Raw genomic sequence first — 18,278 nt, 5'->3', positions numbered from 1 at the left:
ATCCTCACATGGTCTGTTGAACGGTACGCGAAATGCGCGCGGTGTAGCACCAGCAAACTTTGATCGACACGTCCAGTTGGCCGCGCCCTTGCATCTGCCCACCACCGTGCTCTACCTGAACCAGCAAGTTCAGGTAAGCGTTCAGGTAGCCCAGGACCCGTGCTGAACCTGCCAGCTGCAGGCCGGCGATGAAAGAAGTGGCGTGCTCCGAAAATGTGGCCTCGATAAACAAGCGCAGCGCATAGTTGCCATGCGCAACGCTGGCCAGGGAGAATGCTTTGGTCGATCCAAGCGACACGCCGATCGAGGCCTCGTAGCCGGGATGCATCTGGCCCTCCTCGTAATCCATGTAGGCGTGCGTGGTCAGCCACCCGCCGCCGCCGTACAGGCCGATCTGCAGGAAAACGGGCGCAGACACCGTCCCGATGCCGAACGAGGCATCGATTTTCATCTTGCCGTCGACCACCCGCAGACCGAACCCCGAGGCAAGTACCGTTTCGCCAATCGATAGGGCACCCAGTTCCAGCGGGCCGAAAGCGTGGTTCTGCACGATGCTGGCGCCGACCGGCATGCCTTCGCTGTTCTTGATGATCTCGACGCTTTCGGGCAGCTCGGGCATTTGCGCGCGGATCACCTCGCCGATGAACTTGAGCGCCGCATGGGGTTCGATCTTCTTCGGATCGAGGTCGAACTTGAAGCTGCCGCTGTCGCTGTACTGGATGCTGGCGCCGACGAAGGTCACCAACGGCTGGCCGGCGAAATTGAGGATCCAGTCGCCGCTGAACTGGGCTTGGGTGCGGGATTTTCCGGACTCGTTGGAGGCGATCTCGACATTGCTGCTGGCCGTGAGTTTCGGCTTGCGGACGTCCATGCTCAGTGCCATGACTTCGAACAGCGACTCGGTGGTGCTGAACTGATGGTTGATGTCGGCCTTGATGCTGGCACTGCGGGTCTTAGGGTTGATATGGTGGCTGACTCGGATCGCGCCTTCGGGCATCTGGGGCAGTTTAAATTTCTTGAAGAAATTCTCGAAGTCGAGCGCGGCGTTTCGGATAATCTTGGAAAAATCCATGCCCTGCAAGGCATCCGGAACGATGTTTTTCATCAGCGCGCGTGACGGCAGGGCCAGGCCCAGTTCTTTGATGCCAGCATCGAGCTCGCGCAAACGCGCCACGAAAGGTGAGGTCTCGATCTGGTCTTTCAGGTCGTCGAAGACACATTCGAGTCGGTCGGTGCGGATGGTGAGCTGGGGCAGCTGGGGCGGATCGGTCAGCAGTCGTGCCAGCTTGATAGCTTGGCTGGCCTTAGGTGCCACGCTGGCGCACGCCTTCTGCAGCAGTGCGTCCGCACCTCCTTCGGCCTTCCTGATGATTTCGTTTACAGCGTCCCGGACCGCGATGGCGCTCTCGACGGTCTGCTGGTCGAACAGGCGCGCCGCTTGGGCCGTGAATTCATCGCGCAGTCCGCTAACGACCTCATCGACCTTGTCCTTCAGTTGTCCTGCGAAGCGGTCCCATTCGGTACAGTCATGTTCAAGCTCGCTGACCATTGCCAGCACCTCGGCCTTTCTGGCCTCGAGTTCCGCCAGGGCCGCGCCCTGACCAGCCGCGAGTCGCACCTTGACATCTTCGCTGATGTCGCCGATGACGTTTGCCATCGTGTGGACCCGTGCATCGATCATGCCGGTGAAGTCGCCCAGACTGGCACTGGCTGCGACGGCAAGGGCGGCGCGCTGGTCGGGTCGTGGACGCGCGGCCAGAAGGCGCAGAGCTTCGAGCGCGGCATCGAACGCCTTCACGTGCGCGCTCAGATCAACCACATTGGTGTCGATGGCGGTTTTCAGGGTCTGATAGGCACTCAGTTCGTTTTTGAACGCGTCTTGGACTTCAGCAGTAAAGGCGCCGTTGGCGAGGCTGGTCCGCTGGCCATTCAGATCCTCCCTCAGACCGCCCAGTTCAACCCGAGGCTTGCCAAGCCATTGGGTGATGCCGGCCATAAGTGTACCGACCTGGTCGGCGAGCGTATCGACAGCGCCTGCCATGGCATCGCGTAATAGCGTTTTGATGGCATCGAACTGGCCCGGATCGATGGCGGCCACATCAGTGTGCGCTTTTTTCAGCGTCGCGACTGCGTCCTTAAGCAGCCGGGCCGGTGCCAGCAGCAAGAACCGCGTTTCCTGGCGCCAGTGCTGCAGGCCCTGCACCTGCTGTGGGAATGTCAGCTTGTCGATTTGGGGGCGGGTAGTTTCCAGCTGGGTGGCGTGGGTCGTGACCTTGGTAAGGGCGTCTGCGATGCACGCAAGTACTTTTTGCTGAAAGTCGGCGGCTGGTACACTGTCCAAAAGCTCATCTGCGTCGGCCTTGACGTTGCCGAGCGCCTGCATGAAGTCGTTCTGGTCATGGTTGATTCCCAGCACCAGCCGATCGAGGTCCGCAATGATCCGATCGAGCAGCGAGATCGGGCCGGACAATGCCGTGACACCGCGGAGTAGCATCGTTCGTAACGGCAAGACCAGATAGCTTTCTTCGATCTGGCGCCAGCGCAGTTTTATCTGGCCGGCATCGCTGATGAGCTGCGTCATCCAGCTACGCAGTTCTTTAAGGGCACGATCGCCCTGTTCGCAGGCGTTGTCGATCACGGCATCGGGCAGGCGCTGTACCAGCTTGAAACCCTCGGTAATATTGTTCGTGAGCTCGGCCTGAGTGGCCGGCAAGGCTGCCAAGGGGGTGTCCTCAAGGCGTTTGTGCGACTCGTCAAACGCAGCCGTGACACGCGCTTTGAGCTGCTCACGCAGCTGCTCGCAGCTCCCTCCCGCGCCGAAGGTTTTCCATAGCGTTTTCGCGTCACTCAAGATCGAGCCAATGGTGGAGTCGATGCTCTTGAGTTCGGCGGCGGCCTTGGCCGATTCCCAGAGCTTGCTGGCATGCGTGGCGACATCCGTGTGCTTGGCCAGCACGCTGCTTGCGCTGAGATCGATCCGCGACGTGGCCATGGTGCGTTCGATCTGCATCGTACGTACGCTGGCGACCAGTTCTTCGGCACCGCGCCCGTGCATCAGGTTCGAGGTGCCGTCAGCATCGACCGCCATGGCGAAGCGAGGATTGGCGGCCGCTTCCAGGGTGTAGCTTGGTACCCAGCGCTGGTCGATGATCCGATCGCCCGGTACCCGTTCTGGTCCGGCAATGGCGCCGAGGTCCGGGTGGCCGTTGAAATCGATGTGTGCCTGCGCATACCACAGGTCGGTATCGGAGCCCTTGCCGGACTCGGTGTTGGTGTAGAAATACAAATGCTCCGGCTGCCGGTGCCAGTGCTGTGTCAGCTCCTCCCCGCCGCCTCTCGCGACCGGCCCCACCCAAGGCTTAACGTAAAAGCCACTCGTATCGAGTTCATTGTAGAGGGGAATTTCATACCCCGACGGCACATCGCGGCCCCACGCACTGTTGACGTAGATGGTGCGAGTGGCGAAGTGGAACGCATGCAGGCAACCGGCGCGGTTCTGGCTGGCGCTGGCTTCTGCGCCGAACAGGCGGTTTGGCTCGAGGATTTCCACGAACTCCTCCATCTTGCGCAGCAGCGGGCGACCAGGGAACCATTCGTCCGATTGTTCCGCCTGGAATTGCGCCCCCGGCGCGGTACTTCGTTCGTAGATCACCACATGACGGGCCTTGTTCCACGTGGCCGCGATGCGGCCGTAGCGCGTCTTTACGAGGCGCGACAGTTGGCCATTTTCCACCGTCACATCGAACACCGTCCTTCCTTCGTCGAACGCGGCCTGCATGGCGCCGCTCGCCCCCAGCACGGACAGAGTCATGTCCATCAGCTGCACGTCGCGCGTGACGGGCGTGCGCAGGATGGCCCCCAGCTCGGATGCGAACTCGACCGAATACAACAGTCCGGCCGGAAGCTTCGCATCCGAAGGGGCGGCGGCCAGGTAGCCATCGAGACCGGCCAGTTGGTCCTGAGACGGGACCACGCCGTCCGCAAACGGATAGATGGGTGGTGCGTGCGCTTTGATGCCATCCCTTGTGCTGCGTAGGCGCGCTGACAGGCCTTCGCGCAAATCTAGCCGGCGCAGCGGGTAGTTGGCGTCGGCCAGCGGGAACTGGGCCACGCGGTGGCGAAAACTGGCACGCGCAGCCAGATGACGCAAGCGCTGGGAGACGACAGTCTTGGACAGATTAAGCTTTACCTGATTGTAGTACTGGGCGAGCATCGGACTGAAAGCGCTTTCCGGGTTCTGGTCGGGCAAGGCGACACCTGGCTTGCCCAGCGTCTTGCCCACTTCCGACACGATCACGGTGCGTTGCAGGTCCGGGGTGCGCTGATAAGTCACTTCGAGCGGATAGGCCAGTTCGGTTACCATGCGTTCAAGTTCGGCGTCGCGCAGCACCGACAGCAGATCGCCGGGATGAACTGTATAGCGTCGGTCAAGGCGCGATGGCCGCACGGTCAGTTCGGTGCGCCGGGAAAAGCGGTACCCAACTGGCCTGTCGGATGGCAGCGGGCTGTCGCTGCCGGCCGGGCGAAAGCGGCTTCCGCGCACCATGGCCTCGCCCACCGCTTGTGGAGGCAGATTCAGTTTGACCAACTCAACCCCGAAACGCCATTGCTGACCGTCCGGGTCATCGCTGCTCCACTGGGCGAGGATGGTGCCGGCCTCAGGGACGAAGTCCGGCGCTAGCATCTGCGCGACGGCGAACGGCGAATGGTTGACTTGGACACTAACTTGCTCGTCATTGGATGCCCCAAACCGATTGTCGACTTTGAGCGTCGCAATCCATACCGCATCGCGGCCGGGCTGGGCCCCCTCGCAGTGAATCTCAAGCTTCGCCTTGGAGTCGGTATCGGCGATGACGATGGCATCCGGTCCGCAAGTGGCGCTGAAGTACTCCGACTCAATGGCCACTTCAGCGGACGACAGATCGCGCTGCGACGAACGCAGCAGGCTCGATTCGGCCAGCACGGGTGATAGCGTGGCCCTTTTGATCGCCAAGGTGATGGTGTAACTGAAGTCGAAGCCGCGCCGGGCTTTCTTGAGGACAGCGATATGTCCCTTCCTGTCCGGCATCAGCGACAAGCCGTCGAAATACACGGGCGCCGGCTCGTCGATCTCGAGGTCCGGCTCTGTCAACGTATACCACCCGTCCGCCAGCGTCGGCGCGAAATCTTCTTCGTCCTGCGCATGTAGCGTGAGCTTGACGACATTTCTCGGTTTCAGAGCGACGTCGAATTTCAGGTCAATTTCGCGCGAATAACCTTCCGCATACCATAGCTCCGGCAGCAGGCTGACGCGGTTGCTCCGACGCGCGCGCAGCCAGCCTTCTTCGATATCCTGAATATGCGTGTTCCACTGCCCTTCGAAATTAGACATCGCATTCTCCGAAAGAAAGCGCTACCAAAATTTGACAAACCGGGAGGAATCGCGGGCAAGCGAAAGCTTACCAAAAGAAATTGCAATGATTGCAATTAGTGCTAGCTTACCACGGGGTGGGAAATGTCTTCCGTGTAATTATTCGCACTGGTATAAAAACAACGACGGGACCGGAAAGGTGTGTACTCGTCAACCAAAGTGGAGGATAAATTGGATACGGGTACGCCTAGGGCTGCGCATTTAATACTGAAAGTACCATCACTTGGACGGAGGAATCATGATGAAGTGCTTGATGGTGGCAGCGCTTTGCGCATCGGGGCTTGCAGCGGTTGGACAGGCTATGGCCGCCTGCAGTTGCGGCCCGGACTATTGTCCCGATACCGCAGCTTACCGAAGCGAACTGGCTAGTAAGAAGGCGGCCGCCAACGCGAACGGCGCCCCGCCACGGCTGGTGGCGCTCTACGACAAACTCGACCACTGTGTAGCCAGCATTCGCATGAGCCCGGACGCATTCAATATCCTGCGCCAGGAGAATGACGGCACGATCACCGTCGACGGCTGGACCGAAGAAAACGAACGGAACGACGCGGCTGCGGTGCGTGCAGGTACGCTGAAAGTCTGCTACGTCATGCTCACGCGTACCGCCTTCGTTTGTTGTGGCGGTACCCAACCGGAAGACCGCGCCGATTACGACACGACATTGAAGATGAACAAGTCGACGGCGCTGAGCTGCGAGTAGATCGCCACGCTCATACTTGAAGCAGAAGTTGCGGCCACTACCCTGGTGAACGCCGGTGTGATTGTGCCGAGTAGATGTAGGTCTTACGAGGTCACGGTATCGCGCGCCCGCCCAAGCACTGTGGCCGCTATTCCCATGCGCAGCCGCTCGCTGGCGTCGGATCCTCGAGCGCGATCGCCCAACGGCTCTTCGTCTGCGATGTACTTGACGATGTTGGTCTGAGTCACGCTCGCCTACGCCCTGCAGCTGGTTGTCCTTGCGCAGCGCCGACGGCGCAGCCCGGTCCGGATCGCGGCCGCGCGCATTCCAACTGGTCGAAGCGGCCCGTCAGCGCTTGGTCGACTCCACGATCTCGGCGAGATCACGCAGCGGCGCCCATGTCAGTCGCCACGGCCCTTGGCTGGATGGACCCTCGCGAGATACCCAGTCATCGAATACGGTGCCTTCTGACGACGCTTTCAAACTTGCCCGATCTGGAAAGGTTGGTACTCTTCTGCTATCCAAAATTTCGCGAGGCGGTGTCGGAGGCTCAAACCTGGCCGGCGCCGCGACAAACTTGAACCGGTAGAGCACAATGTATCAAGCTGAACAGACTTTTCGTGACTGGAAGAACGCCGGCGCCAAACTGCACGACGCCGACAAAATCGTCGCGACTTCGAAGGGGAATGTAGCGACAGAAGAGAAGGACGGATCCACCATCATGCGCTACGCAGACGGCTCTGAGCTGTCCGTATCGATCACTCTGCAAATGGGCCAACCGGTAGTGAGGATGATCTGGGGTAGCCCATAGATCGAGCAGCTGAGCGCGCTGAAATATCCGCGCTTCGCTTTGCCCCTCCGCCTCCGGGCAGGCTCTAAGCTTGTCGCCTCTCTCTTAACCGTTACAAACCGCCAGGCCAAACGTCAAAGCTTGGGTTTCCAAAAGCGCCTTCCAGAGTACCCGTATCAAGAGTTCTCCCTCCTCATTCGCCGCCAGACAGGGCCGGACCAACGTGGCTTTTCCATCAGTGATGTTCAACGAGAATTCGTACTGAGCACCAGTGAAGTCCAGATGTTGGATGGCTATTGTGTGCGCGGCTGTCCTCGTGAGCCTGAAGTGTCGCAAGAGCGGCCCCTTTCCATGGGTCGCTTTTCTCTCAGACAAAGTGATGCTCGTCCCGTCCTGCATTGGGACAACGACTAGGTGCGCGTCTCTCAATTGGATTGAATTTGGCATTTTGTTCGGTGTGTACGAGTGAACATGAAGTACACACCTTCGCATGCGAAGTCGTCGATGCAATTTCTATATTGTTTTGTGGACTACTTAAATTCGCGGTTTAGTCGAGCTGCAAAGGCATCTTCCGAAGCAGTGGCGCACTCATTGACCAGAAGCCGCCTTCGAGCGGGCACCCGTGGGCAGCGAACCATTTAGCCGCCAGTTCGCCGCTCATCGCGCGAGCGATTTTCTCCAGCAGCTCCCGGTTGCGGCAGGCGATGCGGAGATGATGGTTCATTGGGAGCACTCCTGCCGGCACCCGCACCGGTGAGGGCGACTGAGCAATGCGTGAGAGGAACAAAGACGGCTGATCCAAATCCCAATGCCAATGCGCTTCGGGCGGCATCCAAAGCTTGCTCATACGGGCACCAGCGGGCATTTTCCCGTAACGGCTCTTAAGGTGGGACATGATGGCATCGCAGGGCTCCTTTTTGGGATCGGTGCGGATCGCATACCTGGTCGGGTACCGGAATATTCCATCCTTCGTGTCGTCGGTGTCAAAGACAGGCACAAGCGAATCGAGCGGCAAATGTTTGGCGTGCGCCTCCTCCATCGAAAAAAAGAAGATCCCTTCGGGGCCGAGCCAAGGCGCAAGCCTAACTTCTGCCAAATCTCCAAGCAGCGGCAGTCCTTCGTAGCTTGCGAGATCGGCGTCGGGATAGATCGCGGCACTCGTGAGCTGGCGGCCACCACCGTCTGTGAGGTGAACAGCAATCGGCGTGATGCGAGGCGGAGTGCCGGCCTTCCTATTCTTGGGTCGGTAGAAAGAAGACTTCGGATCCAGCCGCTCCACGTGCTGGATGCCCAGCCTACGTCCGAGCTCCGCCCGCAACCTTGCGGCGCCGGTATTGAACAGCCAGCGGTCGTTAGACACCAGTACCATCTCGCCACCCGCATTCAACGTCCGATTACATCGATCCAAGAAACTATGGAGTAAGCAACCGGTGGCGTAGTCTGGAACATGGTTTGCATACTCGTCTCTCAGGACCTCTGGGACGTTCGTCCAGCGCAGGAACGGTGGATTTCCGACGATCGTATCGTAGCGCGGAGACGTCGGGCCCTGGGTCAGGAAATCCGAGTTGTGTACGATCCGCGCAGCCAGCGTTGATGCGGTCGCTCGGCTGCGACCGGCGCCCACCAGTATTTCGGTTAAGCGCGCGCGAGCCTGTGCGCATGCATGAGGGTGAATCTCCCATCCCTCGAGGAGCTCCAGAAGCTCCTGGTCACTGCGGCCGGCGGCCAGCAACTTTTGCAAGGCCTTTCCAAGGAACTGGCCATCACCGGCGCTGGTGTCCGCAAGCTTACCGTTCCCCTCCGGCCAGCGCAACCGGGCCAGCAGTTGGTCTACTACCGGTTCGGATGTGTACAAAGCGGTAGCTGCATGAAGTCGGTCTATCGCGTCGATTCGCGCGGCGTGCACTTCGTCATTGGCAAACAGGAAGTTTGATTCGAACTGGGACATCGGGTCATTTCTCTGGAATACGTAGATGGTTAATGATGGATGAGACCTCATCGATTGCAAGGCACGCGAAGCTGCAGTTCAAGGCATTGCTTGCTGAACTATCAAGCTGCTAGAATTTCTGACAATTTGTCATATGCAGCTCCAAACATTGAGTCCAAGTGACTTGGAGTTCATTGTTCAAACTCCCCGGCATCGCGCTTCCGACGGCGTTGTTGAAGGTAGCTCCCGTAGAAAGGCAATAAGATGCAGTTCGTAGTCGACGGTCCGGACATCCCGGACGAACTCCTGCAAGCTCACGAAGAAGGCAGGGTGGTGTTCTTTTGCGGCGCGGGCATTTCTTACCCCGCTGGACTGAAGGACTTCAAAGGTCTCGTGACAGACATCTACAAGCTGAACGGCGCAGAATTCGACAAGTTGGAGCAGGTGGCTTTCGATAACTGCCGGTACGATGCCACGCTCGATCTCCTTGAACGTCGGTTGCCAGGGCAACGTCGCGATGTTCGCCAGGCGCTCGCAAACGCTCTACAGCCAAAGCTCCGTCGCAAAGGCGCTATCGATACGCACGCAGCACTGTTGCGCCTCGGTCGCAGCCGAGAAGGCGTACTACGTTTAGTCACAACGAACTTCGACCGGGTATTTCATGCCGCTGGAAGGCGCACAGGGCAAGCCTTTCATGAGTATGCGGCGCCGATGCTGCCAGTACCGAAGGCTAGCCGTTGGGATGGCCTCGTCTTCTTGCACGGTCTATTGGCCCAAAAGATTGAAGACACGGATCTCAACCGCCTAATTGTCACCAGTGGCGACTTCGGCCTAGCCTATCTCACGGAGCGGTGGGCTGCGCGTTTCGTAAGCGAATTGTTCCGCAACTATGTAGTCTGCTTCGTAGGTTACGGAATCAACGATCCCGTGCTGCGATACATGATGGATGCCTTAGCGGCTGACCGATTACTGGGGGAACTCACTCCCCAAGCATGGGCTTTTGGCGAGTGCAATCCGGGACAAGAATCACAAGAGAAGAAAGAATGGGAGGCAAAAGGAGTTAAACCTATTCTCTTTAACCCGCAGGCGGGCAGTTATCCTTATGCGGTCTTGCACCAAACGCTCCATGCCTGGGGAGAAACGTACCGCGACGGCGTCGAGGGGAAGGAAGCGATCGTCGTCAAACATGCGCTAGCCAAGCCACAGGACAGCACAAAATCGGATGACTTCGTCGGCAGGATGTTGTGGGCGCTATCCGACAAGTCCGGCCTACCTGCTAAACGCTTTGCCGAATTCAATCCCACCCCCTCATTGGATTGGCTGTTGGAAGCCTTCGCCAAAGATAGATTTGTTCACAGCGATCTCGTACGTTTTGGCGTGCCGGCCCGACAAGATGTTGATCCGAAGCTTACCTTCAGCATGGTCCGTCGTCCCGCCCCCTATGATCGCGCACCATTTATGGTATTAGCCTCAGGCAGAGTTGAAAGTAGTCAGTGGGACGACGTCATGGCGTACTTGGCACGCTGGCTAGCGCGTCACTTGAATGACGTCCGGTTACTTATTTGGATCGCCGAGCGGGGCGGGCAAATGCAGGATCGATGGCCCTTTATGGTCGAATATCAACTCGATCACATCGCTTCGCTGGAGCGTGAAGGCAATGTGGCTGCGCTAGACGAGATTCGACTTCACGCGCCAATGGCGATTCCAAGTCCTTTGATGCGCACTTTATGGCGCTTGCTGCTAAGTGGCCGGGTGAAGTCGAACTGGCGCGACGTGGACCTCTATCGGTGGAAGTTACGTCTAAAGCGCGAAGGCCTGACCACCACTCTTCGGCTGCAGCTGCGCGAGCTATTGGCACCACAGATCGCCTTGAAGCGACCGTATCGCTGGGCTGAAGATCAACTCAGCGAAGACGCCATCGAGCGTATCAGTCAGATCGTGGACGCGGAAATGGTTTTGGCTGCAGATGATGTGCATTCCACGCTTTGCCAATCTACTGAGGAACATTGGGTATCGGCTTTGCCGCTCTTGTTGGAGGACATCCAACAACTGCTACGAGATGCCCTTGACCTATTGCGCGAGTTGGGAGAAGCCGACGACCTCGATGATAGATCGTACTGGCATTTGCCATCCATCACCCCGCATTGGCAGAACCGCGGATTCAAGGACTGGGTAAGCTTGATCGAACTATTGCGAGAGGCATGGATTCCGATCCATAAGAGCGACGTTCAACGTGCTGCGTTAATCGCCCGCACCTGGTTCGCACTACCTTACCCGACGTTTAAGCGGCTAGCGCTTTTCGCTGCCAGCCAAGAAAGCTGCATCCCGCCCGATGAATGGGTTACTTGGCTCTTGACCAACGACGCATGGTGGCTCTGGACTCCGCACACTGGACGGGAAGTATCGCGCCTCTTTGTATTGCAAGGAAAGCACTTAACAGGTGCTGCAAAAGGACGCTTGGAAGAGGCTATTCTCGAAGGCCCGCCACGCGAAATGTATCAGGAAGACCTGGAGCTTGAGCGGTGGCAAGACATCGTAGCGCGCGACGTCTGGCTGAACCTTGCGATACTTCGCAGCTCAGGTCTCGCTTTGGGCGCGGCGGCCGCGGTGCGCTTCGCTGAACTGTCCGAAGCCAACCCGAAGTGGAGACTAGCCGATAACCAGCGTGATGAATTTTCGAGTTGGATGAGCGGTACCGGTGACCCGGACTATGAAGCCAGCCGTGACATTGCTGTTGCGCCTAAAATGCGGCGCGAGCTTGTCCAATGGCTCCCAATGCCGGTGCCAGATAAACGACCATTTTACGAAGACACTTGGCGCGAGGTATGCAGGACACGCTTCTTTCACAGCCTTGCCGCACTTTGTGATTTGGCCCATGACGATGTTTGGCCGACAGTCCGTTGGCGAGAAGCACTTCAAGTATGGGCCGAGGAGGGGATGCTCCTGCGTTCGTGGCGATTTGCCGCACCGCTTGTGCGCACCATGCCAGATTCCGTCATCACCGAGGTTATTCAAGCCTTCACCTGGTGGATTGAAGCGGCATCAAAATCAAGCCACCTACACACAGAAATCTTGCTGGACCTATGCACCCGGATCCTGGGCCTGCCCCTCGAGCCCGGCGAAGGCGCGCACGTTACACGCAATGGGGTCCAAACTTATGATCCTGTGGGATCCGCCATCAACCACCCGGTAGGCCATATCACGCAAGCCCTAATCAATCTGTGGTTCAGGCGTCAGCCTAACGACAACGACCTGCTCCCAGACGATTTAGCGCCACTGTTCACCGCGATGTGCGACGTGAACGTGGTTCGGTTCCGCCACGGCAGGGTACTGATGGGCGCGAACCTTATTGCGTTCTTCCGAGTGGACGCCAACTGGACCGAGCAAAAACTGCTGCCACTCTTTGACTGGGCCAATCCTGTGGAATCAAAGGCTGTGTGGGAGGGATTCTTGTGGTCTCCGCGCTTGTATCAGCCTCTACTCTCCGCGTTTAAACGGGAGTTTCTCGAAACCGCGACGCGCTATGGCGATCTTGGAGAGCACAGCCAGCAATTCGCTGCATTCCTCACATATGCTGCATTAGGCCCGACCGAAGGATTTACGTTGGAGGACTTCAGGAAGGCAATCGGCGCCATGCCACAAGCAGGGCTGGAGCATTCCGCACAAGCCCTCGCTCAGGCCATGGAAAGCGCAGGGGAACAGAGGGAGGATTATTGGCGGAATCGAGCCAAGCCGTTTTTCGTGCAAGTCTGGCCGAAGTCTCGAGAACTGGCCAGCACACGTATTTCGGACTCATTGGCCCGCATGGCGATCGCGGCGGGCAACGCATTTCCAGACGCCTTGGCGGCTGTGAAGGGGTGGCTGAAACCTATGGACCATCCTCATTATCTGCTGCGCATGTTAAAGGAATCCGACCTAAGCAGTCGGTATCCGAAAGAGACGTTGCAGCTTTTAAAAGCAGTAATCACTGAAAAGGAATGGGCGTATCAGGAGTTGGCGCAGTGTTTGGAGGACATTGTGAATGCCACCCCGAAGCTTGCCGACGATGCGAGCTATCGGAGACTCCGAGAGTATAGCCGTAAGCGTGCCGGCTAACATATTCAGTGCCGTTGGCGCGGAGACGATTGGATACACTAGAGCAGGTCCACCAGTTCGTCCGATTTCATTTGGATGCTGTCGACGACGAGATCCACCTGCTCGTCAACCAATGGAGCGCCCCGGCGCGAGAGATAGTCGCGTGCCAGGCGCTGGATATTCGTTGCTCCCGTGTCGATCGGTTCGACAAGCGCCAGGTCTGGGTTTCGGACCGGCTCAATTTGCTCACGTTTGAGGCCCAGGATTTCCGCCATGATCGGGTCGGTCCCGGTTTCTGACATGAGGAAGTATGCGAAGCAGGGCTCCTCCTGGCCATCACGATGAAAGCGCCCCATGCACTGCTCCTGTACGCCGTTGGCCCAGTCAAGTTCACCAAAAACGCCTGTGCTGCAAAATCCTTGCAGCCCGTCGACGCCGGCGCCGGACCGCAGAGACATAATCAGCAGTTTCGATTGGCCAGAGAGGAATGCCGCAATAGACTCGTCCTTCTCCTTTTCCGATTCGCTTCCCGTATACAGGACCGGATTAAAGTCTTTTAGTTTTTCCATCCATATGGAATAGACAGCACGATGCCAGCCGAAGAGGATGATCGGCTCCCCACTGTCGAGAAGCATTCGAACGAATTCCGCGACATACGGCGCCTTGGCAATACCTGTAGCTTGACGCATCATGGCGTCGAACTCGCCGGCGGCCAGCATCTTCTCGCCGCGGAAATGTTCGTTGTGCTTGAGGACAATCTTGGCCAACTCAATCGCATCTCCCTGCAGCTCGTTGAACGCTTCTTCGTCGGCGTCGATCTCATGGATGATCTTCGACAGCGCAGGAAGTTCTCGACCAACGTCCTTGCGAGTCCGCCGCAGCATAATGCCTTCTCGCCGCAGAAAGGCGCCGAACTCCTTGGAATCCTTGAGCATGGGCTTGCCATTGGGACCCGACTTGCACCACCCAGTCAGGAACTCGCTGTGCGTGCCCAGCGCGCCAGGCAACAGCACATCGATGACGTAGAAGAATTCGCCTCCGTAGTTGTAGATCGGGGTGGCGCTCAGCCCCATTCGAAGGGCAGCGCCTTCGCCAACCAGCTTGCTCGCCGCGTAGATGTCGGACTCCGGGTTGCGCAGCTGCTGGCATTCGTCGTACACCACGTAGCGCACCAGACCCTTCAACATCTCCGCCCATCCCCTGAGCTTGTGGTACGAAGTGATGATTACATCTGGAATGGACGACGGAATCAACTCGCGCTGCGCGCCCCTGGTGCGGGGAATTAAGTCGTATGGCGTTCCTTTCTTGAGGACGTGAATCGTAAGGTGCGGCGCGAAGCGCTTAAACATCTTCTTCCATTGCCGGGGAAGGTGGGCAGGGCACACGATCAAGACGGGCATGTTGGCCGGCTTCACCGCCGAACAGATGGCCGATACGGTTTTCCCGAGACCAAGGTCATCTGCCAGCAGCAGGCCGCCCTTGATCTCGAGCATCTGTGATGCGAAGGCCTGGTAATCCCGCGGCGGTTCAGCCATCTCAAACTGCCCGGGCGCGATATAGCCATTTATGAGCTCGGCCAGGCGCATCTCCGTATCGACATGCTGCTGCGCCAATGACTCCAATAAGTCGCGCCTGGCGACATCCATCGGGAATCGATCAAGGAACCACTGCAGGTCGCGTGAGTTCTCGGGCGTCGCGCTGATCGAAATCAGCTCGCTTGGGCCTTGGGGAACGCTGGGGAAGTGGCGCCGCAGGCGTGTTTTAACGAACGGTTCACCGCTGATCTGCCAGTAGGGCGCACAATACTCGACTTTCCCGTAAGAATTTGCGGTCAAAACGCCGCTCCCCGAACCTTGACGACATAGACCGGCTTGCCGCGCAGCTGGCGCACAGAGGACGCCGCGCCCCAATACTTGGTGGTCACCAAAACCACGGCCTTCACATCCTCCCTGGCTGCGTAGCGATCGATTTGATTCAATGCGGCCGGCAACGAACCTTTGACTTTCGCCTCGAGGACAATGCCGCCGTCGACGAAGAAGTCGAAGCGGTCGCGCGGCCCGGCGACGTATTCGCGCTGGTGCGCGATACCCGACAAGTTCAGCACTTCCGACAACCCGTCCTGGAACAACTTCTCGTCCGCCATTCGATATGCGTAGCGCGGGAGCAGCTGCGCGATATTCTTCAGGCGGGTTTCATCAGAATTGATACGTTCGTCAACAGTCATGGTTGCGGCCTCGGTTCGAGTTCGGGTGAGCGTAGATAGAGGACTATTTGAATGCGTAGTCCTTACGATAGTTAGGATCGAGCGTGATCTCCATGGGCGGGATCGTATCTGGCTGGCCGGCTAAGTAAACGTCGGCTTCGACTCCGCCGCCGGACGAATGAAACGACAACGTGTGAATGAAGCGCTGGCGCTGCTGGTAAATGACCGGGTGCCCGGTCTGCAGCGCATGTAGTAGCACTCGATACTGGCGTTGCAGCAACTGCGCCGGCGTCTGCGCTTCGCTCGCTGCAGCGCTACCGCCATCAGATGCTTGGTGCTGTTCGGCGTCACCCACCACTCGTCCCCCTATCATCAGGCAAATGAGAGACGTGGAAATCCGGATAGTCGTCATGGAGCCGCCCAGCCAGCAGCCGCCCGGAGGCCTTCTTACCCACTCGACGCATCCATTCCGCCCCAACGAGTTGGGCAACGATTCCGGTGTGCCCAGACCTCGCTACCAGATGATAACGGTCAGCCTCAGCGGGCTTCAAACCCGGAGGCGGCCCAAGTTCGGCCGCTTCCCACTCGCCCCATTGCTTGAACACGAAAGGCTTGTCAGCAGCGACACACTGATCACGGATATCCAAAGGCCACTGAGGATGCATCGGTCGGGACATCGGCCCGCTTTCGCCGCCGGCAACCACCCAATCTATGCATGGGTCATATCCGGTCCACGATGCAGACTCCCCGCAACGAGGGCATAGAGGAATGGTCTCCAAGTTCGCAACGTAGGTCGATACTTCCTCGTCATTGACATAACGGGTGTCGGGGCACACCTCCTGGCAGTGCACACCACGTGCATTGAGATATCGCAAGATGTCGACAGGGCCAAGCAACGGCTCCATGCTGAGCCACCGCAGATAAGCCGGAGTGCGCAGGAGATTCGGAATATCCCGATCCGCCTCCTCCTGATTTACGATCGAAATGCCAAGCCACACGTTTTCGTACCCATCGTCCCAGTCGGCAGGCAGCATGCTCGCCGCGTTCCCGATGCGCTTGGTCAGGATCAGCCAATCCAGGTTAGGCGTGGCCTTGATCAAGCCCCAAAGGCGCTCGCGTGCGCCGGCAGGCGCGTTCTTGTCGAACACGTCGGCCATGCTGGCGCAAAACACGCGATGCCGCAGGCCAGCCTTTGCCGCGTGCGCATCCCATTTAAGTGGCTCGTTCCAATGTTTTTCGGAGAACTCGCGGCGTTCCGCGTCGACACCCCACAGGATGCGCGAAGACGCGTGGCGCTTGGCATCACGCTCGGCGTAGCAATGATCGCATCCAGGTGAGACTTTGGCACAGCCCCACCATGGATTGTAAGTATGCTGCGTCCACTCAATCTTGCTGTTCGCGCTCATGTTGCCATCCCGCGGCAGACAAGCTCTCGTTTTCCAACAGAGTTCGCGGCGCCGACTACGCCCTGAACCTCCATTTGCTCGAGGAGGTTTGCAGCACGGTTGTAACCGATACCCAGCTGGCGCTGGACCAGCGACACCGAAGCTGTCTTATGTGCAAGCACGATCTGTCGTGCCTGTTCGTACAGGGGATCGTCTCCTGATGCGGACATATCCTGAGTCTCCGCCGGTCGCCCAATCGAAGCATCGGCTCTGGCCATCGACACACTCGCGCGCGAGGCCGAGTTAGTGGCGTTGCCGTCCGCAGCCGAAGTTTCGCCGCCCAGCGCAACGACGACATCCTGAAGGAGCTTGGCCAGCTCGCCGGTCATCAACATGAAGTCGCCATCAAACCGCTCGTCGTCGTTGCGGGTGACGGCGTTGTTCTCCTTCATCACGTCCAGCGGCTTGATGCCCTTGATGGCCAGCGCTTCGGTCAGCACGAAACTGATCTTGCTGTCCCAGGTCATGGCTAGGCGGGTGCACTGTTTGCCGGCCGCGATGTGGCGGCGCACTTCTTCCGGCTCCAGCGTATGGCGCACGTAACGCACGGCCGCCTTGCTCTCGCCGGTGGCGCGCAGTTCGGTGTCCATGTCGACGGTGAAGCCGGCTGGCGCTTCGTCATCCTGCAGCCATGCGGTCATCACGCCGACGGGGGAACGCTGCACGCGCAGGCTTTCGATCGGCATGCGGTCGACGGCCTTCAGCAGCATCGTGATGATGTCGTCGGCCTTGGCCGGGCTGGCCGCATCGACCACCAGCCAGCCATTGACCGGGTCGATCCAGCAGAACGTGTTGCTTCGGATGGCAAAAGCGCGCGGCAGCAGCTCGTCGAAAACGCGTTCCTTGAGCTCCTTCATCGCCTTCTTACCAGGGGCAAAGCCCTGTTGTTCTTCCATCTCGGCGGCGCGAGCCTTCGCAACCTGGTTCACAACCGTCGCCGGTAACAGTTTCTTTTCGGTACCCATCATGATCAACATCTGCTTGTTGACGACGTGCACCAGGTCACCATTTGGCCGGGGCTTGTCCCACCCTTGGCGAATCAGTTCGTTGCTTCCGGAAGCCGTGAAGGCGTTCGACTTGAGCAGCTCGTTGAGCTGTTCGGCGGTCATGGACCAGTCCTTTGGAAGGCGATAGACCTGAAGATTTTTGAACCACATTGAGAGGAAACTCCTTGGATGTCTCGAGGAAGGGAATTAGATACGGCGGGCGGTGCGATTTTGGTACCGGCGATTCAACTCACGCTGAAGACGCTCTTGGTCGAAGACGTCCTCAATCGAGCGCAGCGCCCATTCAGACGCCGGAATCCAGCCAACAATACTGAATTGCAGCAGCATTGCGAGCAAACCAGCTCCATACCTGCCGAGCACAAAAAACGCGAGGGCAGGGCAGAGTTGAGCGGCAAGCTTCATGAGAACCTCCAACGTTCGAAGTAAAATCTGCTTATCGATTTCATCGGTCAGGATGAAACGGAGAAGAAGACTTTGTGGGCGGCCAACGATCGTCGCCACCGCCCTGAAAGGGGACACCTGTTACTCCTTGTAGTTCATGCCTTCCTTATTCATCTCGCTGGCGTCCCAGTCGTCATCGTCGTTGTTCGAGTTCACCGCGAAACCTGCGCCGCAGGAGAACATCGCGATTGCAGCAAACAGCAGCATCCAAGTAGTAGACATTTCAAATTCCTTTCAAGATCGTGATACGGTTTTCTGGCTCACGTGAACCAGTAAGACCATCCTATCAACGACCATCGCCA

General features: G+C 58.4%; 13 protein-coding genes and 1 pseudogene. 3 read left to right on the top strand and 11 right to left on the bottom strand.

Annotated elements, in window-relative coordinates:
• Nucleotides 1–4: 4 nt before the first annotated feature.
• Entirely contained in the window at nt 5–5,371 is a 5,367-nt protein-coding gene (locus ACN9MW_RS31780; RefSeq protein ID WP_426172424.1) for a hypothetical protein, read from the bottom strand.
• A gap of 277 nt (nt 5,372–5,648) precedes the next feature.
• Between ACN9MW_RS31780 and ACN9MW_RS31775 the strand changes: the two genes are divergently transcribed.
• Nucleotides 5,649–6,110: a hypothetical protein gene (locus ACN9MW_RS31775; RefSeq protein ID WP_426172422.1), complete on the top strand. Its 462-nt coding sequence runs from the start codon at nt 5,649–5,651 to the stop codon at nt 6,108–6,110.
• Nucleotides 6,111–6,193: 83 nt separating this feature from the next.
• On the opposite strand, the gene ACN9MW_RS31770 is transcribed toward ACN9MW_RS31775, so the two are convergent.
• A complete protein-coding gene (locus ACN9MW_RS31770) occupies nt 6,194–6,337 on the bottom strand; it encodes a hypothetical protein (RefSeq protein ID WP_426172420.1) in 144 nt (47 codons plus the stop codon).
• A 347-nt stretch (nt 6,338–6,684) separates the two neighbouring features.
• Here ACN9MW_RS31770 and ACN9MW_RS31765 point away from each other — a divergent pair, with 347 nt between their 5' ends.
• The gene (locus ACN9MW_RS31765) at nt 6,685–6,900 is read left to right on the top strand and encodes a hypothetical protein (RefSeq protein ID WP_426172418.1); all 216 of its coding nucleotides are present in this window, start codon (nt 6,685–6,687) and stop codon (nt 6,898–6,900) included.
• Nucleotides 6,901–7,426: 526 nt separating this feature from the next.
• Here ACN9MW_RS31765 and ACN9MW_RS31760 read toward each other — a convergent pair.
• Nucleotides 7,427–8,827, bottom strand: coding sequence for an Eco57I restriction-modification methylase domain-containing protein (locus ACN9MW_RS31760; protein WP_426172416.1), 1,401 nt, complete (start codon nt 8,825–8,827; stop codon nt 7,427–7,429).
• Between the two features lie 243 nt (nt 8,828–9,070).
• Between ACN9MW_RS31760 and dsr1 the strand changes: the two genes are divergently transcribed.
• Nucleotides 9,071–12,901 (top strand): anti-phage defense-associated sirtuin Dsr1, encoded by a 3,831-nt coding sequence (dsr1, locus tag ACN9MW_RS31755; protein ID WP_426172415.1) that lies wholly within the window; start codon nt 9,071–9,073, stop codon nt 12,899–12,901.
• A 38-nt stretch (nt 12,902–12,939) separates the two neighbouring features.
• Here the strand turns inward: dsr1 and ACN9MW_RS31750 are convergent, their stop codons facing one another.
• The 8 genes and pseudogenes from ACN9MW_RS31750 to ACN9MW_RS31715 form a co-directional block, all read right to left on the bottom strand.
• Nucleotides 12,940–14,715 carry an SNF2-related protein gene (locus tag ACN9MW_RS31750; protein ID WP_426172413.1) on the bottom strand — a complete coding sequence of 592 codons (1,776 nt, stop codon included), beginning with the start codon at nt 14,713–14,715 and terminating at the stop codon, nt 12,940–12,942.
• Nucleotides 14,712–15,104, bottom strand: a complete 393-nt coding sequence (locus ACN9MW_RS31745) for a hypothetical protein (protein WP_426172411.1) — start codon at nt 15,102–15,104, stop codon at nt 14,712–14,714. The genes ACN9MW_RS31750 and ACN9MW_RS31745 overlap by 4 nt, the downstream gene beginning before the upstream one ends.
• A gap of 43 nt (nt 15,105–15,147) precedes the next feature.
• Nucleotides 15,148–15,438: a hypothetical protein gene (locus ACN9MW_RS31740; protein WP_426172409.1), complete on the bottom strand. Its 291-nt coding sequence runs from the start codon at nt 15,436–15,438 to the stop codon at nt 15,148–15,150.
• Entirely contained in the window at nt 15,431–16,489 is a 1,059-nt protein-coding gene (locus tag ACN9MW_RS31735) for a phage Gp37/Gp68 family protein (protein WP_426172408.1), read from the bottom strand. The genes ACN9MW_RS31740 and ACN9MW_RS31735 overlap by 8 nt, the downstream gene beginning before the upstream one ends.
• The gene (locus ACN9MW_RS31730) at nt 16,486–16,698 is read right to left on the bottom strand and encodes a DNA translocase FtsK (protein ID WP_426172639.1); all 213 of its coding nucleotides are present in this window, start codon (nt 16,696–16,698) and stop codon (nt 16,486–16,488) included. The genes ACN9MW_RS31735 and ACN9MW_RS31730 overlap by 4 nt, the downstream gene beginning before the upstream one ends.
• A 66-nt stretch (nt 16,699–16,764) precedes the next feature.
• Nucleotides 16,765–17,685: pseudogene (locus tag ACN9MW_RS31725) on the bottom strand (recombination-associated protein RdgC); the annotation flags it as partial.
• 36 nt (nt 17,686–17,721) lie between these two features.
• Nucleotides 17,722–18,054, bottom strand: coding sequence for a hypothetical protein (locus ACN9MW_RS31720; RefSeq protein ID WP_426172406.1), 333 nt, complete (start codon nt 18,052–18,054; stop codon nt 17,722–17,724).
• Nucleotides 18,055–18,057: 3 nt separating this feature from the next.
• Nucleotides 18,058–18,198: a hypothetical protein gene (locus tag ACN9MW_RS31715; RefSeq protein WP_426172404.1), complete on the bottom strand. Its 141-nt coding sequence runs from the start codon at nt 18,196–18,198 to the stop codon at nt 18,058–18,060.
• Between the last annotated feature and the right edge of the window lie 80 nt (nt 18,199–18,278).

This window comes from Pseudoduganella sp. R-34 (assembly GCF_049904655.1).
In the GTDB taxonomy this organism is placed as follows: domain Bacteria; phylum Pseudomonadota; class Gammaproteobacteria; order Burkholderiales; family Burkholderiaceae_D; genus Rugamonas.
Note: the sequence above shows the minus strand (reverse complement) of the source record. Positions and strands in the feature narration are given on the sequence as shown.